This is a genomic window from Halanaeroarchaeum sp. HSR-CO, from assembly GCF_024972755.1.
GTDB lineage: Archaea > Halobacteriota > Halobacteria > Halobacteriales > Halobacteriaceae > Halanaeroarchaeum.
Genome location: NZ_CP087724.1, coordinates 1,335,032 through 1,357,489, shown reverse-complemented (window position 1 = coordinate 1,357,489; position 22,458 = coordinate 1,335,032). Strand labels below are relative to the sequence as shown.

At 63.3% G+C, this 22,458-nt stretch carries 27 protein-coding genes; 10 read left to right on the top strand and 17 right to left on the bottom strand.

The window, feature by feature from the left end; translation table 11 throughout:
• The first annotated feature begins 21 nt into the window (after positions 1–21).
• On the top strand, positions 22–1,317 hold the full coding sequence (locus HSRCO_RS07030) for a HEAT repeat domain-containing protein (RefSeq protein ID WP_259519739.1): 1,296 nt from the start codon (positions 22–24) through the stop codon (positions 1,315–1,317).
• Here HSRCO_RS07030 and HSRCO_RS07025 read toward each other — a convergent pair.
• A complete protein-coding gene (locus HSRCO_RS07025) occupies positions 1,314–1,556 on the bottom strand; it encodes a hypothetical protein (RefSeq protein ID WP_259519738.1) in 243 nt (80 codons plus the stop codon). The two genes, HSRCO_RS07030 and HSRCO_RS07025, sit on opposite strands and share 4 nt — an antisense overlap.
• Positions 1,557–1,636: 80 nt before the next feature.
• On the opposite strand from HSRCO_RS07025, the gene HSRCO_RS07020 reads away from it, so the two are divergent.
• Complete coding sequence (locus tag HSRCO_RS07020; RefSeq protein WP_259519736.1) at positions 1,637–3,190, top strand: phosphatidylserine/phosphatidylglycerophosphate/cardiolipin synthase family protein; 1,554 nt, start codon at positions 1,637–1,639, stop codon at positions 3,188–3,190.
• Here HSRCO_RS07020 and HSRCO_RS07015 read toward each other — a convergent pair.
• Entirely contained in the window at positions 3,187–5,079 is a 1,893-nt protein-coding gene (locus tag HSRCO_RS07015; RefSeq protein WP_259519735.1) for a DHH family phosphoesterase, read from the bottom strand. The two genes, HSRCO_RS07020 and HSRCO_RS07015, sit on opposite strands and share 4 nt — an antisense overlap.
• 103 nt (positions 5,080–5,182) lie before the next feature.
• Here HSRCO_RS07015 and HSRCO_RS07010 point away from each other — a divergent pair, with 103 nt between their 5' ends.
• Together HSRCO_RS07010 and HSRCO_RS07005 are read left to right on the top strand one after the other, a co-directional pair.
• The gene (locus tag HSRCO_RS07010; protein ID WP_259519734.1) at positions 5,183–5,668 is read left to right on the top strand and encodes a Mov34/MPN/PAD-1 family protein; all 486 of its coding nucleotides are present in this window, start codon (positions 5,183–5,185) and stop codon (positions 5,666–5,668) included.
• Positions 5,669–6,097 carry an adenylyltransferase/cytidyltransferase family protein gene (locus HSRCO_RS07005; RefSeq protein ID WP_259519733.1) on the top strand — a complete coding sequence of 143 codons (429 nt, stop codon included), beginning with the start codon at positions 5,669–5,671 and terminating at the stop codon, positions 6,095–6,097.
• Between the two features lie 20 nt (positions 6,098–6,117).
• Here HSRCO_RS07005 and HSRCO_RS07000 read toward each other — a convergent pair whose 3' ends face one another.
• Complete coding sequence (locus tag HSRCO_RS07000; RefSeq protein WP_259519732.1) at positions 6,118–7,260, bottom strand: acyl-CoA dehydrogenase family protein; 1,143 nt, start codon at positions 7,258–7,260, stop codon at positions 6,118–6,120.
• Positions 7,261–7,344: 84 nt separating this feature from the next.
• On the opposite strand from HSRCO_RS07000, the gene HSRCO_RS06995 reads away from it, so the two are divergent.
• Entirely contained in the window at positions 7,345–8,166 is an 822-nt protein-coding gene (locus tag HSRCO_RS06995) for an RIO1 family regulatory kinase/ATPase (protein ID WP_259519731.1), read from the top strand.
• A gap of 192 nt (positions 8,167–8,358) precedes the next feature.
• Here HSRCO_RS06995 and HSRCO_RS06990 read toward each other — a convergent pair whose 3' ends face one another.
• The 11 genes from HSRCO_RS06990 to HSRCO_RS06940 all read right to left on the bottom strand — a co-directional run bounded on the left by HSRCO_RS06990 (position 8,359) and on the right by HSRCO_RS06940 (position 15,763).
• Positions 8,359–9,159 (bottom strand): carbon-nitrogen family hydrolase, encoded by an 801-nt coding sequence (locus tag HSRCO_RS06990; protein ID WP_259519730.1) that lies wholly within the window; start codon positions 9,157–9,159, stop codon positions 8,359–8,361.
• Complete coding sequence (locus HSRCO_RS06985) at positions 9,156–9,578, bottom strand: SRPBCC family protein (protein WP_259519729.1); 423 nt, start codon at positions 9,576–9,578, stop codon at positions 9,156–9,158. The genes HSRCO_RS06990 and HSRCO_RS06985 overlap by 4 nt, the downstream gene beginning before the upstream one ends.
• A gap of 37 nt (positions 9,579–9,615) precedes the next feature.
• A complete protein-coding gene (locus HSRCO_RS06980) occupies positions 9,616–9,840 on the bottom strand; it encodes a hypothetical protein (protein ID WP_259519728.1) in 225 nt (74 codons plus the stop codon).
• 68 nt (positions 9,841–9,908) lie between these two features.
• The gene (locus HSRCO_RS06975) at positions 9,909–10,094 is read right to left on the bottom strand and encodes a hypothetical protein (protein WP_259519727.1); all 186 of its coding nucleotides are present in this window, start codon (positions 10,092–10,094) and stop codon (positions 9,909–9,911) included.
• A gap of 87 nt (positions 10,095–10,181) precedes the next feature.
• Entirely contained in the window at positions 10,182–11,210 is a 1,029-nt protein-coding gene (locus HSRCO_RS06970; RefSeq protein WP_259519726.1) for a phosphate uptake regulator PhoU, read from the bottom strand.
• A 102-nt stretch (positions 11,211–11,312) separates the two neighbouring features.
• Positions 11,313–12,380: an ATP-NAD kinase family protein gene (locus tag HSRCO_RS06965; protein ID WP_259519725.1), complete on the bottom strand. Its 1,068-nt coding sequence runs from the start codon at positions 12,378–12,380 to the stop codon at positions 11,313–11,315.
• Between the two features lie 194 nt (positions 12,381–12,574).
• On the bottom strand, positions 12,575–13,252 hold the full coding sequence (locus HSRCO_RS06960; protein ID WP_259519723.1) for a molybdopterin-binding protein: 678 nt from the start codon (positions 13,250–13,252) through the stop codon (positions 12,575–12,577).
• A 38-nt stretch (positions 13,253–13,290) separates the two neighbouring features.
• Positions 13,291–13,998, bottom strand: a complete 708-nt coding sequence (locus HSRCO_RS06955) for a DUF5803 family protein (protein ID WP_259519722.1) — start codon at positions 13,996–13,998, stop codon at positions 13,291–13,293.
• Positions 13,995–14,663, bottom strand: a complete 669-nt coding sequence (locus tag HSRCO_RS06950) for a DUF2110 family protein (protein ID WP_259519721.1) — start codon at positions 14,661–14,663, stop codon at positions 13,995–13,997. Before HSRCO_RS06950 ends, HSRCO_RS06955 begins: the two co-directional genes overlap by 4 nt.
• Complete coding sequence (locus tag HSRCO_RS06945; protein WP_259519720.1) at positions 14,664–15,182, bottom strand: transcription factor; 519 nt, start codon at positions 15,180–15,182, stop codon at positions 14,664–14,666.
• A 44-nt stretch (positions 15,183–15,226) separates the two neighbouring features.
• Positions 15,227–15,763: a tRNA (cytidine(56)-2'-O)-methyltransferase gene (locus tag HSRCO_RS06940; RefSeq protein ID WP_259519719.1), complete on the bottom strand. Its 537-nt coding sequence runs from the start codon at positions 15,761–15,763 to the stop codon at positions 15,227–15,229.
• A 92-nt stretch (positions 15,764–15,855) separates the two neighbouring features.
• Here HSRCO_RS06940 and HSRCO_RS06935 point away from each other — a divergent pair, with 92 nt between their 5' ends.
• The 3 genes from HSRCO_RS06935 (at position 15,856) to HSRCO_RS06925 (ending at position 18,250) form a co-directional block, all read left to right on the top strand.
• The gene (locus HSRCO_RS06935) at positions 15,856–16,758 is read left to right on the top strand and encodes an SDR family NAD(P)-dependent oxidoreductase (RefSeq protein WP_259519718.1); all 903 of its coding nucleotides are present in this window, start codon (positions 15,856–15,858) and stop codon (positions 16,756–16,758) included.
• Positions 16,759–16,797: 39 nt separating this feature from the next.
• Positions 16,798–17,748: an NAD-dependent epimerase/dehydratase family protein gene (locus tag HSRCO_RS06930; protein WP_259519717.1), complete on the top strand. Its 951-nt coding sequence runs from the start codon at positions 16,798–16,800 to the stop codon at positions 17,746–17,748.
• Between the two features lie 67 nt (positions 17,749–17,815).
• Positions 17,816–18,250 (top strand): bifunctional nuclease family protein, encoded by a 435-nt coding sequence (locus tag HSRCO_RS06925; protein ID WP_259519716.1) that lies wholly within the window; start codon positions 17,816–17,818, stop codon positions 18,248–18,250.
• On the opposite strand, the gene HSRCO_RS06920 is transcribed toward HSRCO_RS06925, so the two are convergent.
• Entirely contained in the window at positions 18,251–18,814 is a 564-nt protein-coding gene (locus tag HSRCO_RS06920; protein WP_259519715.1) for a class I SAM-dependent methyltransferase, read from the bottom strand.
• 94 nt (positions 18,815–18,908) lie between these two features.
• Positions 18,909–19,811 carry a cation diffusion facilitator family transporter gene (locus HSRCO_RS06915; RefSeq protein ID WP_259519714.1) on the bottom strand — a complete coding sequence of 301 codons (903 nt, stop codon included), beginning with the start codon at positions 19,809–19,811 and terminating at the stop codon, positions 18,909–18,911.
• Positions 19,812–20,066: 255 nt separating this feature from the next.
• Here HSRCO_RS06915 and HSRCO_RS06910 point away from each other — a divergent pair, with 255 nt between their 5' ends.
• Both HSRCO_RS06910 and HSRCO_RS06905 read left to right on the top strand, forming a co-directional pair.
• Positions 20,067–20,501 (top strand): hypothetical protein, encoded by a 435-nt coding sequence (locus HSRCO_RS06910; RefSeq protein WP_259519713.1) that lies wholly within the window; start codon positions 20,067–20,069, stop codon positions 20,499–20,501.
• Between the two features lie 418 nt (positions 20,502–20,919).
• Entirely contained in the window at positions 20,920–21,897 is a 978-nt protein-coding gene (locus HSRCO_RS06905) for a transcription initiation factor IIB family protein (protein WP_259519712.1), read from the top strand.
• On the opposite strand, the gene HSRCO_RS06900 is transcribed toward HSRCO_RS06905, so the two are convergent.
• Complete coding sequence (locus tag HSRCO_RS06900) at positions 21,894–22,439, bottom strand: DUF1684 domain-containing protein (RefSeq protein WP_259519711.1); 546 nt, start codon at positions 22,437–22,439, stop codon at positions 21,894–21,896. The two genes, HSRCO_RS06905 and HSRCO_RS06900, sit on opposite strands and share 4 nt — an antisense overlap.
• Positions 22,440–22,458: the final 19 nt, after the last annotated feature.

Below are 22,458 nucleotides of genomic sequence, written 5' to 3'. Positions count from 1 at the left end.
TTCTCGCGGAACATCGAAGGTATGAGCGACGGGGACGAGGAGTCCGACGCGACTCCAGACGAGAACGACGTAGATCCGCAGGTTGCGGAGTTCGAATCGAGACTCGATGAGGCCGAAGCAACACTCCAGGATGCAACAACGGAGCCGGATCTCGACGAGGTCGATGAAATACTCGAGGAGATCGAAGCCGACCTCGAAGACGCGGACATCCCATTGATCGAGCCGGAAGACGAAGACGAAGATCCCGAAGATCCGAAAGACGACCTCGAATCACGACTCGAGGACCTTCGTGACGACGCCGAGGATCAGCGTGGTCCCTACGGTTCGGACGTGGTCGACGCCATCGACGACGTTCGATCGACCATCGCCGACACGCGCTGGGCAAAGGAGGGGACTGACGAACTCCTTCCGGTCGTTGAAACGTATACGGATGGGTTCACTCAGCACGTCGACGCCGACTTCGGCGAACCGGTTCCCGATCCGTCGGAACTGGCAAACGAACTGGAGATTGCAATGCAGGCAGTCGAAGCCGCGGACCTCGACGCCGACGACGACGCAGCGACGATCGCCTCCCTCCTCGATCTCACGGACGAACTCGCTGACGACGTCGACGCGTCTACCGCCTGGTTGGACCTCGAGATTCGCGAGCAACTCAGACGCGAGGGCTTCTACGAACCGATCGAAGGCCGGAAGTTCAAGGACTTCCCACCGGAGTGGAGCGCGCTGAAAACCTGGGAGAAGCGTGGCAACGTCGAGATGGTCCTTTTGCTGTTGGAGAAGATGGGCGATTCCGACTTCATCCAGCGCCACTGCGTCGAGTCCCTCCTTCGGATGGGCGACCCCGCCGGCCTCGAGGAACTGACCGGACTCGCCAACCGCCGGAACGAACTGGCCATCGAAGCCATCGGCAAGATCGGTGCCGAGGACGGAGTGTCGGCGGTCAAGAAACACGCCGAATCCGAAGGGAATCCGTCGTTGCAGACGGTCGCGCTCAAGGCCCTCGGGGCGATCGGGAGCGAAGAGACGACCGAGTCGGTCGCTCAGCAGCTCGTCGTCGACGACGAAAGCGTCCGAAGCCAGGCAGCCCGCTCGCTCGGCCTGATCGGCGATACGCGGGCCATCGAACCGCTTGCCGACGTCCTCGACGACGTTGACGAAGACAACCTGGTCAGAGCGAGTGCGGCCTGGGCGCTCGTCCAGATCGGCACCGAACGTGCGCTGGAGACCGCTGCGGAGTACGCCGACGACCAGCCCTACATCGTCTCGGTCGAGGCATCGAAGGCGGTCAAAGCCCTCGATGGGGAAGTACCGGCCTAACCCAGAAATCCTGCCAACAACTGAAGGCTGAAGGCGACCGCCAGCGCGAGTGCGCCAATACGGCCGAACCACGTGTATTCGCTCGCTGTCGCCGGTGATATCTCCAGGTTGTAGCTCTCGAAGTCCGTGTCGTAGCGGACGTAACTCGGCACCTGGAAGAACTCGATGAACAGGAGGATGGCTCCGACCGCGCCGATTGCGGCCCCGGCCAGTCGGAGGGTTGCTGCGATACCGTTCATACCACAGTTCGAACGGGCGAACACCAAAAACCCACGCGACTGCCGACCGTTTATATACGAGGATCCGACCAACCCGGCACGTGATCTGGCGTCTTGCGCTCGCACTCGCTCTCGTCGCTTCGAGCGGTTCGGTATCGCTCGTTGGGGTCTATCCGAATCCAGCGACAGACGGTGACGAGGGAGAGTTCGTCGTTCTCGAGATAAAGGAGAACGCGGCTCTCGACGAGTATTCTCTCTCCGACGGCGAAAATACGATCGACCTCCCGGACAGATCGGTCGATGGCGCGGTCGCCGTCACCGACGACCCGCGGGTCGCTTCTCGGTTGACCGATCACGAGACCGTCGTCGTCGATGATGGACTCGCCTTATCTAACGGTGGTGAGACCGTGACCCTCCTCCGGGAGGGGGAGCCGGTATCGACACTCACGTACGACCGTGCCCCGACCGCGGAAGTGTGGGATGGAGAGTCCTGGACTCCGCTCGGATCGACCGACCTCCCGGTGGTATCGTCGACGAACGTCCCGGTGACGGCGTTCGCGCTCCCAGACACGCCCACCGTTCCCCTCGACCGCATCGAGGCCGCGGACCGACGCATCCTCCTCGCGGGATACACCATGTCCTCGTCGGCCGTAGCCGACGCGCTCCTCGCCGCCCATCGGCGAGGTGTCGATGTGGCGGTTCTCGTCGATGAATCGCCAGTCGGTGGGACGTCGGCGGCGCAGATACGCACGCTCGATCGGCTGAGCGCCCGCGGGATCGAAGTCACCGCTTCGGGAGGCCCACGCGGCAGATACCGATACCACCACGCGAAATACGCGGTCGTCGACGACACGGTACTGGTGACCTCGGAGAACTGGAAACCCGCTGGCGTCGGCGGCAAGGCCAGTCGTGGGTGGGGTGTCGTCCTCGAGGAGAGGCAACTCGCCGATCACCTGGCGACCGTGTTCGCCGAGGACTCCGAGTGGGTAGACGGTCGGCACTGGGATAGTCTCTCACCGGACGGACAACCCGACGCAGTCGCAGACGGACGATACCCTACTCGATTCGCGCCTGTGGAGTCCACTGCGGCGTCCGCGCAGGTCCTGGTGGCCCCGGACAATGCCGAGTCGGCCATGTTAGATCGCATCGACGACGCGGACGAATCGATCCGGATCCAGCAGGTATCCATCGACGAGGACGGGCCACTCCTCAACGCGGCCGTCGACGCCGCGCGCCGTGGCGTCTCGGTTCGGATCCTCCTCGGCGGTGCCTGGTACGTCGACGAGGACAACACGGCGCTCGCGGAGAACCTCTCCCGCCAGGCCGACACGGAGGACCTCCCATTGACAGTCAGACTCGTCGAACCACGGTCGCGGTACGACCACCTCCACGTAAAGGGGATGGTCGTCGACGAACACCACGCCGCCGTGGGGAGTCTCAACTGGAATCCCACCGCCCTCCGCGAGAACCGGGAGGTTGCGGTCGTGGTCAGCGACCCGGCAGTCGGACGGTATTACACGCGACTCTTTCGGGCAGACTGGCGGGGTGCGGCCTGGCGAATCCACTGGTCGATGCTGGCCGGGCTAGCGACAGCCGTGATCGGGGCAGTCGGGTTCGCGAAAACGTTCGATTTCGACCCGGCGACCGGGGATTAACGGTCGAGGGTGCTGGACAGTGCCTCGTCGATCTCGGCACTCGCCATCTTCTCGATGAGCGCGTCGAGAACCGCTTCGCGCATCCCGGGAACGAACCGGATGCTTCCAACCACGAGGTGGCCGCCACCGCTCACGCCTGCGCCGGGCAACTCGTCGTTCAGATCGGTCACCATCTGGGGGATGTCGAGGCGGACCCCGTCGCTCCGAAGCACCGCGAAGTCGGGACCGTAGCCGATGGTAATCACGGGTTCGCCCGTCTCGACGACCTTCCGATCGTGAATCTCGCCGGTCGTCTTCCCCGGTGCGGGATAGGTAAATCGATGGGCGTGGTCGTCGAGGTCGATACGGTAGAGGTGGGCGCCGTTCGCGACCCGCTCGTGTTCCACGTGGTCCATCGCGTCGCCGAGTTGGGAATCGACGTCGCGTGCCGCCCGATCGGCGAGGAATTCGATCAATTCGCGGTGTCGTGGTTCGTCCGCGTCGTCGATGCCGAGGACGTCGTAGATGAGACTCCGACCGTCGTTGTATCGAAGCATGTACGCCTCGTAGTCGAGGGCCTCGCCGATCTCCTCGAGGGCGTCGCGTTCATACCCCGCGTCCTCGGCCAGCGCCAGATAATCGTCCATCTCGTCGGCCTTCGACCGGTCCGAGAGCCCGGCGACTGCTGGCACGTGTCGGAGTTCCTCGGTCATTTCGGGGTCGATCATGCGGGCCAGTTCGACGCTCAACATCCCGGCCGTGATCCGGTAGTCCTCGCCGTGCAGGTACGGGTTGACGTGCTCCTCGACGAAGGGCTCCACGGCCTCGTGGTCGGGATGGTGGTGGTCGACCACGAGGATGGGGATGTCGTAATGATCGAGGGTCCGATACGCCGGTCGGTCCTCTTCGGTGCTCCCATTGTCGAGCATGAGCAACAGCGGGAGTTTCTGGCCATGTCGGTCACGGTCACCCAGCGAGTAGTTCAGATCGCGTGTGGCGTCCTCCATCTCGTAGTACGGTGCCTTGCTGGGCAACCGCTTGAGGAGGTGACGTTTCGCCGCCGGTTCGGCGTGGGTCTTCTCGATGAGGCGTTCGAGGGCGAGCTGAACGGGAACCGCGGCGCACATCCCGTCACCATCTGCGTGATGTCGGATCCGAATCGGTCTGCTCTCGAGGACGGTTCGACGGAGTCGGCGGGCGACCCGTCGGAGGTCGGGAATCATCCCCTCGAGTGCCGGCCATTCGACGAGCGGGTCGAGTTCGGGGGGTTCTGCCTGTTCACTGACGGCGGCCTCGAGTCGCTGTTCGACCGACCTCCCGCGGTCCTTCGCCAAACGCTCGAGGTCCTCGATCTCGACCTGGACGCTGTCATCCCGGGTCTCGACGGTCCCACTGACGTGGACCAGATCGCCCACCGCGACAGACGGGTGGGCCCTGACCCCCGCCTCCTCGAAGGCGGTACAGGGGACGATCGCCGTCTCGTCTCGCACGCGGAATATCGTCGGGCCGCCGGTCTGCTTGGCCTGGACGACTTCGCCCTCGAGATGAACCGTCTCGCCGACCTTCTGGGAGAGAACACCGGCAGCGGTCCGGTCGTAGCTCGGGTGTCGTTCGACTGGATCGGTAGGCTCGACGGCGACCGGTTCGAAGCTCAGGTCGCCGTTCTCCCTGATCTCCACGAGTTCGACGACGAGTTCGTCGCCCACATCGTACTGCCCAGAGAGCGTGGATTCGTGAACGAGACCCGAGACGTGCTTCGATAGATCGACGAAGATGCCGTAGTCGACGACGCCGTTGACCCGGGCGACGTATCGTTCCCCCTCCGCGACGTCGTCCCGGGTACACCCAGGATCGAGGCGAACGACGGCCGGCCCATCACCGGTGTCGTCGACCGAAGAGACGTTATTCATTGCTGGTGGATGGTATCCGTCGGTCCGGTTAACTCTTTACGGGTTCGGTCCAACGGACCGTCGTTCCGGAACCCTTAGAACGGCCCAGCGGTCAACAAGGAGTATGCGTATCGGCTCGCGACCGCCCGTCCTCGGTATCGCCGCCGAGACGCTGGATTTCGCCCGTGAGGCCGCGAGAGATGCACATCCAAACGAGTACCTCGGGATCCTCCAGGCGACGCCGGCCGGGGATCTCGATGGATTCTCGGGACGGGAGGGAGTCGTCATCACCGATATCCTGGTTATCCCCGGGACGAAATCCGGGCCGACCAGCGCGACGATGAAACGACACCTCGTCCCGAACGACAACCGAACGGTGGGGTCGGTTCACTCCCATCCGAACGGCGTCCTGCGGCCGAGCGACGAGGACAGGAGCACCTTCGGTGCCGGCGTCGTCCACGTTATCCTCGGAGCACCGTACGGCCCCGACGACTGGCGTTCCTTCGACAGCGAGGGAGAACGGCGGTCGCTGTCCGTGTTGGACGTCGATCTCCCCGACCCAGAATCGTTTTTCGACTTCACCCAGGAAGACATAGACAGAGAGTTGTGAATGACACGCGTCGTAGCCCAGGGTACCTTTGACATCATCCATCCCGGTCACGTCCACTATCTCAGTGACGCCGCCGAGATGGGAGACGAACTCCACGTCATCGTCGCCAGACGAGAGAACGTGACGCACAAGGAACCACCGATACTGCCGAATCGACAACGAAGAGACGTCGTCGCAGCCCTGGAGGTCGTCGACGAGGCCCACATCGGAGACGAGGACGACATTTTCGTCCCGATCGAGGATATCGACCCGGACGTGATCGCCCTCGGTTACGACCAGCACCACGACGTCGACGCGATCGAATCCGAACTCGCCTCCCGTGGTCTCGACTGTATGGTCCGCCGTGCCTCCGGTCGAGACCCGCGCTACGATGGAGAACTCCTCTCCACACGGAAGATAATCGGCCGCATCCTCGACGACCGGTCCTGAGCGGCGGTCTACCGGGCGCTTTATAGGCCCAGTTGGCGCCCGATGACGAGTTGCTGGATCTCGCTGGTCCCCTCGCCGATCTCCATCAACTTCGCGTCCGCGAGGTGGCGTTGGGGGGCGAACTCCGTCGTGTAGCCGTAGCCGCCGAGCGTCTGGACCGCTTCGTTCGACACCTCGCGGGCGGCCTCGCTGGCGTCCCACTTCGCCATCGAGCTTATTCGGACCGCCTCCTCGCCGTTATCGTAGGTCGACGCCGCCTTGTGGGTGAGCAGGCGGGCGCGCTCTATTTTCCGGTCCATTCCGACGAGTTTGTCGCGGATGGCGTCGAACTCCGATATCGGTTGCCCGAACTGCTCGCGTTCCTGGGCGTACTCCGTCGCGACGTCGAACGACCCCTGGGCGATGCCGACCGAGAGGGCGGCGATGGAGATGCGACCGCCAGTCAGTGTTTTCATCGTCTGCTTCCAGCCATCACCTGGTTCGCCGAGAACTCGGTCGTCGGCGAGCCGTACGTCGTCCAGGTGGATCTCACATGTCGGCGAGGCGTTCAGTCCCATCTTGTCCCAGACGTTCGCTATCTCGAACCCGTCGTCCTCCGCAGGGTCGACGATGAACGTCGTGATACCGCCGTACCCGGCCGTCGGGTCAGTTACCGCCTTGACGAGGACCGAGCCGGCGACGTTGGCGTTGGTGATGAACTGCTTCGTCCCGTCGAGCACCCACTCGTCGCCGTCCCGTTCGGCCGTCGTGTCCATATCACTCGCGTCACTGCCGCTCTCCGGTTCGGTCAGGGCCCACGCACCCATGTGTTCGCCCGTCGCGAGTGGGCGAAGCCACCGTCGCTTCTGCTCGGCGGTCCCGAACATATCGAGTGGTTTCGACCCCAGTGAGACGTGGGCCGCATACGAAAGGCCGACCGATCCCGACACACGACCCAGTTCCTCCACGACGAGTGCGTACAGTAACTGACCGCCACCGAGACCACCGAAGTCCTCGTCGATCGGGACACCCATCACGTCGATATCGGCCAACTGATCGAAGATCTCCGCTGGAAACCGCTTCTCGTCTTCTATCTCCTGGGCGATCGGTTCGATTTCCGCCTCCGCGAACGCTCGGACGGCGTCGCGAGTCATGCGATGGTCGTCCGGCAGGCTGAAATCCATGGTATGTGGTAGCGTCTAACTATCATAAATTTGTCGACTAATTCTGCGAAGGGTCTTTCGGGGTTCGCGCCCTCCCGTCAATCGATGGACCTTCGTCAGTTGATTCGTGGAACACTCTCCTGGGAGCAGATCGAGGAGGTCGCCCACGATATCGCCGACAGGTACGATCGGCCGGTCGTTCGCGTCACGTTCCTGGAGGCGGACAACTGGCTCTCGACACCACTGGTCGTCGACGAGACGTGGTTCGTCAAAGTCATCACCCCACAGAACGCCTTCGTCCACGCGCTGTTCACTGGTGCACGGAACCTCGGCGCGTTCACGGCGGGTGGTGAGGGTTTCTTCGAACGCTCCGATGGGCCGGTCGAGATGGCTCGCCACGAACTCGAGGCGACCCGTCGAATGGCGGATATCGGAGTGAACGCGCCCGATCCCGTCGAGGCGTTCGCAGTCGGCGGTCTAGGGGTCGTGGTGATGGAGTACCTGGATGACTTCGTGACGCTGGATCAACTCCCCGCCGAAGACGTCGAGGAATACGCCAGCGACGTCTTTCAGGCGCTCTCGACGATGCACGCGAACGACCTGGCACATGGAGACCTCCGAGAGGAGAACGTCCTCGTCCACGACGGAGACCTGTTTTTCATCGATGCGACGAACGTCGACGAGGACGGGATCGACGACGCGAGGGCCTACGATCTGGCGTGTGCACTGGCCGCACTGGAACCGCATATCGGCGCCGAAGCCGCAGTCACCGCTGCGGACACGTACTATTCGCCATCGGCACTCGAGGAGGCGACGAGTTTTCTGGCATTCGTCAATCTTCGTCCCGACCACGATTTCGACGCCGAGGCCGTGGAAAACGCGGTCGCAACGCTGACGAGGGTCGAAACGGGCGAGGATCAGGAATAGCCGATTCACTGCACGAGTTGTGAACGAGGAGCGGACCGGGCGGAGTGTCCAGGCGGTGCCCCGTGTCGCTTGGACACCCGGAGTCGGGCCGTCGGGCGCCGCGTGTAGGTTTTGTTGCCAGCGTATGACGAGAAAAGCGTCAGTTGCCGGCACTTACCGGTTGTTCCTTCTCACGTATAAACCTGTCCGCATTCATTCCCGCCGGTCGTCGATAGCGGGGAACTCCTCTCGGACCGCCGTCACGCGTTCCGGGTCGATGTCCGCGAAGACGAGCGTCGGTTCGTCCCCGGAACTCGCGAGTTCGGTTCCCCAGGGGTCGTAGATGGTCGACCGGCCGAGGAGCGTCGCTGCGTCGAACGTCGCTGCACCGTTGACCGTCGCCACGTAGAAGAGATTCTCGACGGCTCGTGCCCGGGGAAGGGTCTTCCAGTGTTCGACCCGCGGGTACGGCCAGGCGCTCGGGACGAGTACCAGCGTGACGCCTTGCTCGAGGAGTGCACGATACAGTTCGGGAAAGCGAAGATCGTAGCACGTCGTCATTCCGACGGTGAATCCCTCGAAGGACGCGACGCCCAGCGAGTCGCCGGGGACGAGGAGCTGGTTCTCCGCCGATTCGTAGCCGAAGAGGTGCTGTTTACGGTACGTGGCGAGTCGGCTCCCGTCCCGGTCGTAGAGGACGGTCGTGTTCGACAGGCCCGTCTCTGCGGGGCCATCGGCGTCACTCTCGGCCAGGTTCTCGACGATGCTCCCCGCGAGGAGACCGACGTCGTTCGCTGCCGCGGTCTCGCGGACGAGCGAGAGCGACGGCCCATCGAGTGGTTCTGCGAGGGTCTCGTAGCTGTCGAACGCGAAGAACCCGACGTTCCACAGCTCGGGGAGGGCCACCAGGTCTGCACCACTGGCCGCAGCCGATTCGATGGCCTGGACCGCGAGAGTGCGGTTGGTCTCGGGGGCGGCTTCCGCGACGTCCAGCTGTGCGAGTGCGAGTTTCATTGCTCTGCCAAGTAGCGTCGAAGAGCTCGCTCGAGATTGCGAATCTCCGATTCGAAGTTTCGCTCGAAGAATCGCTCGACACCTGGAGCCCTGCCATCGACGACGAATACGTTCCTGACTCGCGAGGCCTGTCCCTCCACGGAGATCGTGTGTTCTCCGGTAACGTCGAAAGCCGTCGAACGACCCTCGAACTTGACGTATTCCGGCGGTTCTCGCACGACGTCTCTGGTCCTGACGCGGATAGTGGTGCGGACGAACGGGATTGGAAGGGCGATATGCCAGACCGTCGTCTCGCCGTGCTGGTCGAAACGATCCACGACGCTGATGGCCCTGGCTCGGTGGGCGGGATCGGCGATGAACTCCCAGATATCCTCGGGCGTAGCGTCGACATCGAAGCTCCGTTCGACCCGAACGCTCATGGAAGACCTTCCCCCGGGCCCGTCAAAAAGTCGCCGGTCACGCCGGTTCGACGCGCCAGGTCGTAGAGCGCGACCGGCCCCACTTCTGGATGTCGACGTCGTCGGATTTCTCCGACAGGCCAGCGAGTCTGACGCCGACCTGTTTCGCGGAGAGGCCCAGGGCTTCGGCGATGTTCTTCGCACGGAAATAGCGCTCGCCACCGGACACGCTGTCCCGAAGGTATGCGAGGATCTGGCGTTCCTCTTCGGTGTATTCGGGCATCACTCATCATTAGCTCTGGACACGGTTAACTGTTTCAGCTGGTTCGAATACCGTACCATCGACACAGTTCAGCGGTATACGTGTAGGGAGACGACGAGGAGGATGCCGAAGACGACGGCCGCCCCGAAGCCGAGACTCCTGGGGAGTCCCTCGACGAACAGGGCGACGCCCGCCGATGCAGCGGCGAGGAGCCCGAACAGTATCCCGAACCCGGTATCGATATCAGTTTCCGTATCACTCGTCGTAGTCGCCATGATCGATTCTTTCCAGCGTATCCCTATAAATGTACACGAACGACTGCTTCGATGCTCGACGGTCTTTCGGACGGGAAGCGGAGCCGCTTACGAGATGGTCGTGTAATCGGATTGCTCGTTCAGGGCCAGGTTCGACGCGATCTCGACGTTCCGCATGGCGTATTCGGCGGTCTGCTGGAGGGCGACGAGGACGTCTCTGACCATGAGTAATTCGCAATTTTCCATCTCGGGGAGGTCCTCCAGAATGTCTACCTCGCGATCGCCGATCTCCCGGAACAGCGACCGGGCCTCGATCGTCTTGTCGTAATCGCGCTCGACCACCGCCTCCACGGCGAGCTGTGAGATCTCGTCGACCTGGTCGTTGAATTCACGGATGCGGCGTAACGTGGCCGAATCCACGGCGAGTGTCCCCTCCTCGCTCTCCGTGACGATGTCCGCGATGTCCTCGGCGTTGTCCGCCGTCAACTCGAGGCTCTTCGCGACCGAACGGTAGGCAATAAGGGGAAAGCCGTCGGAGAGCCCGACCGCGCGCGCCAGGCTCGGATTCTGATAGGCGGTGAAGATCAATCGCAACAGCAACACGAAGATTTTGTTGGCCTGCCGCTCGCGGTTCTTGGCGCGCTGGGCCAGGTCCCGGTTGCCGTGGGCGAGGGCCTTGATCGCCTCACCGCGCATCGTCCGCCCGGTGCTTTCGAGCCGTTTCAATAGATTGTCGAGCGTGAAGTCCTCGGGGTCGACCGAACAACGAATCGTGATTCGGTCCGGCGTCTCCTCGATGACACCCAGTCCCATCAGTTGGGTCTCTGCGTTGTACACCGCGTTGATGTGATCGCTCCCCAGCGTCCCGTCGGCGGTGACGTGGATGATGCGTCGCCCGAGCACGTACTGTCCGATGATCGCGCGTTCGACGGCGTCGACGTCGAACTTCTCGACGTGGATGGTCGCCTCGCTCTCCTCGCCGTGTGCCGATTCCGGGGTAATCGTGAGCGTCCCCTTGCTACTCTCACGAACGGTGACCGAATCGCCCTTCTCGACGTCCTGTTGCCGGGCCCACTCGGCGGGCAGCGTCATCGCCAGGGTCGATGGACCCAACCGCTGTACCTTCCTCGTATCCATATAGGCTCTTTAATACATTAGGGGCCTTAATCTTATCTCTACGTCAAACATTGGCCACTAGTGGCTGGTAGCCACACACCACATCCTGTCGACGAGACGTACTCAGACGATCTTGATCATCCGTTGTTCGAATCGACCGGTTCGGACCCTGACCCATCCCCTGAGAGCATCGTCGAGCGATTCGTCACCCGTATCGACACGGAGGACACCGGTGGATTCCAGTTTCTCACGCGAGGCCACGATCTCGAGATCGCAGTCCCGTATCACCGCCGGCGATAGTTGATCGTTCCCCCGCCCGAAGACGAACCCCTGCCCGCCGATCGGTGAGACGACGATCACGTTCTCGGGCCCAAGTTCGTCGAGTATCTCCGCTTCGTTCGCATCGCGGACGACGACCGCTCCATTACGGTAGACGTCCACACCGAGGGGGCTGCCCTCGAATCCAAGTGCGTCTTTTACCGTCTGCAACGTCCCACCGGGGCCGAGGACGTACGTGACGCCGGGTTCGACGGCGTCCGCCACGCCGCGCGCGAGGGATTCGACGTCACCCCCCATGACCTGCTTCGATGACTGGAGCTCGCCATCGACGGGTACTCTCGCAACACCCTTCGGAGCGGCACGAACCGTCCCAGCCCGGTAGGCTTCCTCGTCGATATCGTTGACCTCGCGTCGCTCCCAGTCTTCGAAGGTCGCGGCGAGTCGCCCCGCGGCCTCGGGGCTGACGGCAAAGACCGACGAGAAGACCTTCACACCAGCCGGTACGCCGAGGATCGGGATCGTGCCGCCACCGTCGTCGAGCGTGGTCGCGACGTCGACCGCGGTGCCATCGCCACCCACGAAGAGGATGAGATCGACGTCCTCGGCGACGAACGCTTCGACCGCCCGGTGAGTGTCGGCGGCAGTCGTTCGGTCGCCATCGGGCCGACCCAGGATCGTGGGTTCGAACCCCGCAGCGGTGGCTTCGTCCTCCCCCATCGGGGACCCCCAGGTAACCACGGTGATCTCGGATGCACGGTTCCGGAGCGATTCGAGGGCCCGAACCGCACGGTCCGGAGCCCGGGGTTCGGCGCCCAGTTCCCGGGCCCGTTCCACCATGCCATCGGTGCCTTTGAGCCCCACTCGTCCGCCCATGCCGGCGATCGGATTCACCACCAGCCCGATGCGTCGCATACCGTCGGGTTCGCGGCGGGCACGAAAAAAGCGACCGCTCGACGTTCGTCAAGAGTTAAGGGAACTGACCGGGAATTCGCAGGTATGTTCGAAATACTCAGTGCCGCATCTGACCTTCCCGTCGACGCCGTCGGGTGGACCGTCCTGTTGCTCAGTATCCTGGTCACTGCCATCTGGGTCCGGTACCTGTACCGCTAGACGCGCTGGCGGAGCCAGTCTGCTGCGGCATTGACTTCCTCCGGATCTGCGGCCGTCAGTTTGAGCCGGACCCCGTCGTTCGGGTAACTTCCCACCCGAACGTCGAATCGGTCGTTCACCTCCGCGATGATCTCGATGAGCGAACTCTCCGGTGCGTCGGAGTGGACCACCTCGGTCGTCAAGCGGGTTCCTTCGAAATCGTCGGCGACTCGGTCGAACATCGCACGCATCTCGTCAGGGACGCCCGGAAGCACGTAGACGTTCTCGACGATCGCACCGGGGGCAACGCCCTCGTCGTTCGGTATCATCCGTGCTCCCTCGGGGAGGTCCATCGTGCCGGAGACCAGGTCCTGCCGGGAGTACTCGGCGTGTTCGTCGAACCAGACCACGACGTCCTGGTGTTCGACCATCGCGAGGTCGAACGCGGCGGCGACGCCGTCGAGGGTCACGTCATCGTGGGTCGGCCCGACGCCACCCGTGACGACGACTGCATCGAAGTCGTTCGCATATGCCGAAACGGCCTCGGCGATGGCCTGAGTGTCGTCTGGGAGGACCAGCATGCGCCGGACCGTGGCGCCACGTGCAGTCAATCGACGTCCCAACCACGAGGCGTTCGTGTTCTCCGTCTCGCCGGCGAGTAACTCGTCGCCGACGGTGACCACGGCTACGTCCATGGTCGAACGTGGTACCCGGGCCGCTTAATTCCCGCCGGTTACTCTTCGTCGAAGTCGAGTCCCGCCGCGGTTCGCTCTTCCTCCAGGCGCTGGATCTGGGACCGATAGTACGCGATTCCCCCACCGGAGACCAGGACCAGGAGCCCGAGCAATCCCGCGAAGAGCAGGAGGTCGCGTTCCTGGTAGTAATCGATGGAGATGCGCTCGGCCTCCACCGACGACCAGGTCAGGTGGACACGGTCGTCTCGGATCTCCGTCTCGTAGTCGCCCGGGTCGGCCCCACCGAACACCGGCACGGATATCCGCATGCCTTCCGGGAGGATCACCTCGTGCGTCCGGTTCGTCATCACGGGTATCATCAACGACCGAGAACTGCTCCGGGCCGTGTACGCGAACTGGCCCGCCTCGACCGGGAACTCGACCACGGTGCGCTTGTTTCGCTCCTCGACGGTGAGCGCGCTGGCGTTCGCCACGGTTCCGTTCTCGTACCGGAATTGGACGGCCGAAATCGGCACGGGCTGCCGTCCCAACAGCTCGTCGCGGATCGACAGTTGCACCTCGCTCTCCTCGTCGAGCGTGTACACCGTCCTGTACTCCGATCCTTCGGCCGTTACCGTGACCGCTGCGGTCGTGTTCCAGTCGTACTCGGCGGATTCGTTCAGGGCGGCGTCGTCGACAGCCGTCCCGCCACACCCGGCCAGCAGGACGAGGAACCCGAGCGCGAGGATGGCGAGGAGTCGTCTCATGGAACGACGGCGAGCAGTTCTGCTTGCAGATGTGAGCCGATACTCGAGAGCAACCCGGGCGGGTCTGTTCCTTCTCCACAGATGATACTCTGTTCGAGCAGCCCCAGGCGTTCGACGGTGACGATGTCCTGTGCGTGACCGGCACGGTTCACCGTCGACCTGACCTCAGCGCGGGTCGCACTGTTCACGTTCACCCGGCCGACATCCTCCCGTGTCCAGTCGTACAGGCGGTCCCGCTCCTCGTCGGCGAGTCGCGGGGTTTCTCCGTAGGTGAATCGCAACGGCATGTGCTGGACGAGGCCGAATCGAGTTCGGATCTGCCCCGGTGTCCCCGCTCCCAGGCCGAGTTCGCTCGACGGAATCCGAATCTCGGTGCCAGCGTCCAGGACGAAGCCGTCGTCGTCCCACTGTTCCAGTGTGCCGACGTACGTCTCACCCGCCTCGAATGATTCGGTTATCTCGCCCCACGTCTCGCGGAGGACGTTTCGGGCAACGGTCGCGTCCGCTCCCTGGACGGTCACCGAAGGAAACCCGTCGTGTCGAAGACCGACGGACCACTCGACGTCGAGATCCCCGATGTCGTTTCGCACCAGCGAATCGAGCGAATCGAGGGTCCGGTCGCGAGCATCACCGGAGACGTAGACCTTGGTGGCGAGGACGACCATCTATGCGGTGATCCCCAGGTCCGAACGGAGTGCTTCGATGCGTTCGTCGATGGAGTGGATGATCGCTTCGTTCTCCATCGCTTCGACCTGTGAGCCACACTCCGGGCACTCGAACCCGAGGTCCATCGCCTCGCCGAACTCGAAGCGGATCGAACAGACGTCACAGAGGTAGAACTCGTTCATCGCCTCGTACTCGCGGCGCTCCTCCAGTGCCTCCAGCAACCGCACCATCTCGTCGTGGAGATTGCCGGGGATGTTGTCGTATTCGAACGTCCAGAGATACGTGAGCCACCCGGAGTCCTCGTCCCGGACGCGCCGGTATGTCGCCAGGTCGTTCTCGTAGAGGATGAACAACGCCCGTCGTACGTCGTTCAGCTCCAGACCCAGCCTCTCGGCCAGTTCCTCGTCGGTCACCTCACCGTCCGGGGGGGCCGCCGCTACGGGCATGCCCTTCGGCCCCACCAGTTCGTTGAGATATTTTTGGACCACGGGGTCCTCCAGCAAGTCCTCAAAAGCCATTACGAGTAACTCCCAGTCGGACGAACATTAACCTTGTGAGACGGTTACTCGGCGTCGACGACCTTCTTTCCCGTCGCCTTCGGCACGACACGGCTCTCAGCCCCCTCCCACTCCCGGTCGAGTTCCCGCCCTTCGAAGAGGTGGTCCAGGAAGACGGCGAGCCCCGCGACCTCCGAGTGGGGCTGATTAGTCACGCCGACGTTCCAGTCGGCGGCCTCGTAGACCGAGAAGGGGACCTTCTCCGAACCGACCACGACGAGGAGCGCCGTTTCGGCGTGCGCCTCCCGGATGTCCGCCTCGACGTCCTGAACCTGCTCTCCGTACATCGTGAGGTGGACGACGCTTCCCGGCCAGTTTCGGATGGTCGCGTGTGGTTCCTCGGTCGTCTCGACCGCGAACGGCCCGCCGAATCGGTCGGTGATGTCGGTCACCGTCTCGACGGCGTCAGTGGCGTTCTCGGGATAGATGACGCGGTTCGCCCCCAGCGCGCGTGCAGTCAGCCCCACGTGTGTCGTCATCCTGTCGTCGCGACCCGGACGGTGCCCCAGGCGCAGGACCACGACGTCGGATTCTCCCTGCATACCGGACACTACGGGGAGACCCCGTTAGGGGTTTCGTTCCGCCGACGGACGGCCCGAGCCAACACTATGACCGTCCATGCAGATGACGAGATATGAGCAGTCGCCCTCCAAGAGAACAGTCGAACTCCCCAGACGAAAACCGCTCGGCGTCGACCGTCCTCGTTACTGGAGCGACCGATGGCGTCGGACGAGCGACCGCTCTGGAACTGGCACGACGCGGCGCAACCGTGATCGCCCACGGGCGATCCGATGCAAAAGCTCAATCGCTCGAATCAGCGCTTGCAGCCACCGGGACGGCCGATTACGAGACCGTCATCGCGGATTTCACGGAGCTGGACGATGTCCGGGAACTCGCCGACCACGTCGCGTTCCGGTACGATCGGCTTGATGCCCTCGTCAACAACGCCGGCGCGTTCTTCGAGAGTGGCGAACTCACGGCCGAGGGCGTCGAGCGAACCATCGCCGTCAACCATCTCGCTCCGTTCGTCCTGACCGATCGCTTGCGAGACCGTATCGAGGCCGCTAACGGACGCGTCGTCACGACCGCCTCGGCCATCCACCACCGCGCCGAGTTCGCCATCGCGGACCTCGAAACGACGACCGATTACGACGGGATGGACGCCTATGCCAGGTCGAAGTTCGCGAACGTCCTCTTTACCTACCAACTCGCCGAACGGCTCGACCGGGCGACGGCGAACTGCTTTCACCCGGGATTCATCCCGTCGAGCGGCCTGTATCGGAACGCCTCGCTCCCGGTTCGGCTGTTCATGGCCGTGCTGTCCGCACTTCCCAGTGTACTCACCGATCGGTTCACGGCTTCGGCCGAAGCGGGCGCCGAGACCGCAGTGTACCTCGCGACTTCTGGGGAGGTCGCCGACGTCACGGGGCAGTACTTCGATGGGACCGAGTCAGCGGAGTCGGCACCAAAAACGTACGACGAAGCCCTCCAACAGCGGTTATGGGAGTGGAGTGAATCGGTCGTCGCCGATGTCTGATATCGGAATGCACTTGCTCGGCCCACCGTATGCTCTCCCATGGAACTCTCCGGCAAGCGAATCGTCGTGACCGGTGGGGCAGGTCTCGTCGGCTCGCATCTCGCTGCGGCGCTCGCCGACGAGAACGACGTGCTGGCGGTCGACGACCTCTCGAAGGGGTCACGCGAGCAGGTCCCAGACACCGTCGAGTTCGCGAAACGCGACGTTAGCGTCTCGGCCGACGTCGCCGACGTCATCACCGAGGACGTGGACATCGTCTTCCACTTCGCCGCATATACGGACACCAACTTCGACGACCCGCGCACCCTGTTCGAAGAGAACACCGAGATGACCTACACCGTCCTCGAACGGATGGACGAGGTCGGCGTCTCGAACGTCGTGTTCACGTCGTCGTCGACCGTCTACGGCGAGGCACCGATGCCCACCCCGGAGGATTTCGGTCCGCTCGAACCGATCAGCATCTACGGTGCGGCCAAACTGGCCGACGAGGGACTCGTCTCGACGTACGCACATTCCTACGACATCGACGCCTGGATCTTCAGATTCGCCAACATCGTCGGTCCCCACCAGCGCGGCAACGTCATCCCCGATTTCATCGAGAAACTCCTCGACGACCCAGCGAGACTCGAAATCCTCGGGAACGGCCGCCAGGAGAAATCGTACATGCACGTAGAACAGTGTGTCGACGCCATGCGACACGTCGTCGAACACGCGACCGACGATTGCACCATCGTCAATCTCGGAACGAAGACGACCACGTCGGTCACCGACATCGCCGACATCGTCGCAGACGAACTCGGCGTGGACCCGGAGTACGAGTTCACCGGCGGTGACCGCGGGTGGACCGGCGACGTCCCGAAGATGCGACTCGCGACCGAGAAACTCTCCAACCTGGGCTGGGAGCCGACCGAAACGAGCGACGACGCCGTGAGACGAGCCACGGAACAGTTGGTAGCTGAACTCCGTGCTGAACGGGACCGAAATCAGTGACCGTCCCACTATATCGACGAGCCGACATCTAGCAAGCCTTTTTGGTCGTACTCGCCGGAATCTAGGTATGGACCACGAAGCCACGGTGCGGGGGGTCGCCGTGACGGACGAGGACGAGCGAGTGCCGGCCGTGCTCCTCGACGTCCGTGACGAGATACTACCGGTGTTCGTGACGGGGGACCAGGCACAATCGATCCAGATCGCACTCTCTCCGGAGACCTTCGAGCGGCCACTCACCCACGACCTGTTCGTCGAGATGCTCACCGAGTTCGGTGCGGCCATCGACCGCGTCCGCATCGACGAGTTGCGGGAGGGTACGTTCTACGGGAAACTCGACGTCGAACAGTACGACGACGGCAATCGAACGGAGATGACCTTCGACGTCAGACCGAGCGACGCGATCGCTATCGCGGTGCGGGTCGACGCTCCCATCTTCGTCTCCGACGAGGTCGTCGACGCTGCCGGTCAGGAGCCCGATTCGGTCCGCTTCGAAGAGGAGTGATCAGGTCGGAACGGCCGCGACGACGAGGAAGGTTTCCGGTCGGCCACTCCAGTTTTTCACCTCGAATCCCGCATCTTCGATGCGCTGGGCGGCCTGCTCGGGACCGTACCGGGCAGTCAGTGGTGGGCCGCGTTCGCCCTCCCCCTCGGCCGACCAGTCCACGACGACGAATCGTGCCCCCGGTCGAAGGACCCGTCTGACCGCCGCCAGTGACGCCTCACTGACGATCTCGTGAAACGTCATCGTGGAGTAGGCAGCGTCGAACGTCGAGTCCCCGAAGGGCATCTCCGCGATGCCGGCCGAGACCACCTCGACGTTGTCTGGGACCCCTTCGGCGCGGAAGTGCTCGTGCATCTCCGGTTGCAGGTCGACGGCGCGAACGGTCCCGACGTAGGGAGCCACGTCTCGCGTGTAGAACCCGGTCCCGCTCCCGAGGTCCACCACGTCCTCGTCACCAGTTGGGTTGAGCGCGCCGACGAGTTCGTCCCGCGAGAGATATCGATAGCGAACGACCTCTTCCAGGGATTCGGCAGCATCGGCGTCGAATGTGTGCTGTTCGTCCATCGTGGTCGCTCACGATAGCGACCGGGAAATGACTTCTGAAGCGGGAACTTCCCGCACATTCGACGACGAAACGACGGAGCCTCCGGGTGGGCGCTCACTCCGGTGGGCTCTCCGGGGCGTCCTTCCACTCGCCGATTCCGGACGGGTCTAGATGGACGTGCACGTCGCCGACGGCCGGGAGCTCCATCACCCGGTTGCGAATCTCCGTTTCGACCGCATGGGCGTCGTAGAGTGAGAATTCGCCGTCTATCTCGGCGTGGAACTCCACTTCGATCGTCGGCCCGACGTAGTGACATCGGAGGTCGTGGACGCCCTCCACGGCCGGATGGGCGTAGATCTCCGACCGGATGCGTTCGAGTTCGTCTGCCGGTGGGGCACTACCGACCAGGTAGTCCACGTTTTGTCGGGAGATGGAGATCCCCTCGCGGAGAACGAGGGTGCTGACGAGGCCACCCGCGATGGGGTCCAGGATGGGGTAGCCGACTGCGGCACCGAAGACCCCGACGACTGCCGCGAGCGAGGTGTAGACGTCGTTAAGCGCATCCTTGCTGAGGGCGTCGAGTGCGGGCGACCCGAGAGTCCGATTCGACCGCTGGGTGTACCAGTACACGAGGACCATGTCGACGATGGCGAAGGTCAGTCCGAACACGAGAAACGGACTGTACACGACCGAGGGCCCCTCGAGGATTCCCGTCGTGGAGTCCCATAACAGTTTAAGGGCGAGGAGGACGAGCGTCGCGCCGACGAACAGCGCAGTCAACGGTTCGACCCGTTCGTGCCCGTGCGGATGGCCGGGGTCGGGGCCCTCGAACGCGAGTCGACCCCAGACGAGGACGATGAGACTGGCCAGGAGATCGGCGACCGAATGCGCCGCGTCGGCGATAAGGGCGAGACTTCCGAACGCGAGACCGATGGACCCTTCGACGACGATCTTCGCGAGGTTCCCGACGACGTTCACCCACGACGTGCGAAGAAACGTCGATAGGTCCTCGTCCATCGACCGTGACTGGGGGCCGCTTCGATTTGAGCGTTGTGTTGGAACAGCGACGGCACACCGAATCGGGCCCGCACCTGTTCGTGTCACTATTCATTACACTCGAGGTCGGTCGGGATCGGTCGAGCTGGACGACCGAACGATGGAGCCACTGCGTGCGACGGACACCGCTGCCGAACAGCAGACCCCATGGTTGCGAGCGTCGTCACCTGATCCGACATCGCAAGGTGTAGACCGACCCAGGACGAACACTGGGCCATGCCCGACCGAGTGGCCCACGATCACCCGACCGTCGAGACTCTCGACGGGACGCTGGCACGGTATGGCGCGACCCACCGCTCTGAGATACGTCTTCCCTCGAACGACGCCATCCCGGTCGATGAGGTCCTCAGAGTCGTGCTCGACGGTGTCGAATATCGCGCCGAGATCGCGGCCCGGTCGAACGGCGACCCAGTGATCCGGGGTGCGTACGAGACGCCGCGACAGGCTCGCAATCCCGGCGCCGCGACCGACCATCTCGACCCCTGGGTCGAGGACCGTGATCTGGCGTTCGGACGGACCGTCCACGTCGATGTCGTGGACGCGGGTCACAAAGTGGGTCTCCGGGCCCCTGGCGAATCCGCCACGTACACCGTCGTTGAACCGCCGAAGGACAGTCTCGCAGCCATCGCAAAAGATCTCGAAGAAGACTGAACAGAGCTGCAACGATACGACAGTGCCAGCTTTCGAGATAGCACACCTGGACCAGTACCGGCCCGGGGACTCGTGATTTTTTCCAGCACACCGAGGACCCACTGACCGGGGCTGATACTACCAATTATATGGAGGGAGTATCCCGGATCACCGAGCTGCCGGGAGCGGCGGTCGGTAGCTCACCGAAGACCACCGGTACGTTTTTATGGATATCGTTGTGCCATGGTAAAGGTACGCATAATCTTAGGACACCCAAAAGTGGCGCTAATCGCCGCTTTCACGTCCCAATAGTGGTGTCTCTAGTGAACGTTCGGGTTGGATATTACCGAAAGCCTTATGTGGTTTACGGTATTACTGTTGCTAAGGAACCAACGGGAGGGCGTTTATAGTTTCCTCCCCGATTCCGCCCAGCCCCATCATGAGCGATACCAAAATCAGGACGTTCAACAGCGAAAGCCAACGAACGGACACACGCGCGGAAGAAGAATCGGCACGGGAAGACGAATCCACCTGCCCGGAGTGCAGCGGCCACCTCATCCTCGACGAAGAGCGCGGCGAGACCGTCTGTGGTGAGTGCGGACTCGTCGTCGAGGAAGACGAGATCGACCATGGGCCCGAGTGGCGAGCGTTCGACTCCAAGGAGAAGGACAAGAAATCGCGGGTCGGTGCCCCGACGACCAACATGATGCACGACAAGGGCCTCTCGACGAACATCGGGTGGCAGAACAAGGACGCCTACGGTCGTGCCCTCTCGAGTCGGCAGCGCCAGAAGATGCAACGACTTCGAACCTGGAACGAGCGCTTCCGAACCCGAAACTCGAAGGAGCGGAACCTCAAGCAGGCCCTCGGCGAGATCGAACGGATGGCCTCCGCTCTCGGCCTCCCCAAGGAAGTACGCGAGACGGCGTCCGTCATCTATCGACGCGCCCTCGAAGAGGACCTCCTTCCGGGCCGATCCATCGAAGGCGTCGCCACGGCGGCCCTCTACGCGTCCGCACGCCAGATGGGGACCCCCCGAAGCCTCGACGAGGTCGCCACCGTCAGTCGGATCGGCGAGATGGAGTTCAAACGAACCTACCGCTACATCGTCCGCGAACTGAGCCTCGAGGTCCAGCCGGCCGACCCGGCCAGCTACGTGCCGCGGTTCGCCTCCGAACTCGACCTCAACGAGGAGGTCGAACGTCGGGCCCGCGAGCTCCTGACGACCGCCCAGGACCACGGCGTCACCAGCGGCAAGAGTCCAGTCGGCCTCGCGGCAGCCGCCATCTACGCTGCATCGCTACTCACCAACCAGAAGGTGACACAGAGCCAGGTCTCCGGTGTGACGAATGTGAGCGAAGTGACGATTCGGAACCGGTACCAAGAACTCCTCGAAGCCGCCGAAGTTCCGGCCTAGAGCCGTTCGCCGGCCCGTACGGCGACATCCAGTTCGTTCTCTTCGGGCGGTAGCGCCACCAGGTACTCGTCGTCGTACACACAAAAGGGGTGGTACGCGAGATTGAAGTCCAGGACGACGTCGTCGCCCGTCTCCACGTCTTCGAGGGATAGGGTGACGTACCGCCCCTGGCGTGCGGTTTCCTCGCCGTTCGTCCTGTCGTGAAACGGGACGAGCAGATCGTCGACGTTAGGCGCCCTGAACGCGGCGAGCACGTGGTGATCGCCCTCGTACGTGAATCCCAGCGTCGCGACCCGCTCGTACTCGATATCGGGTCCCCGATTTGCGGGTAGTTCGACGGTCTCGGGATCGCGAACCCACTGGAGTCGAGCGATGACGCGGGCCGCGGGGTCGAGCGAAAAATACGAGAGACCGTCGAACGAATCCCGCTCGTCTGCCGGGATCGGCGATTCCTCATCGGTCGACAGATAGGCATCCTTCTGTGACCGATACTCCTGGAGACGGTTTTGCCACGCGTCCTCGTCGAGTTCGGACTCCGGCATGGCAGGGGCTATCGGACAC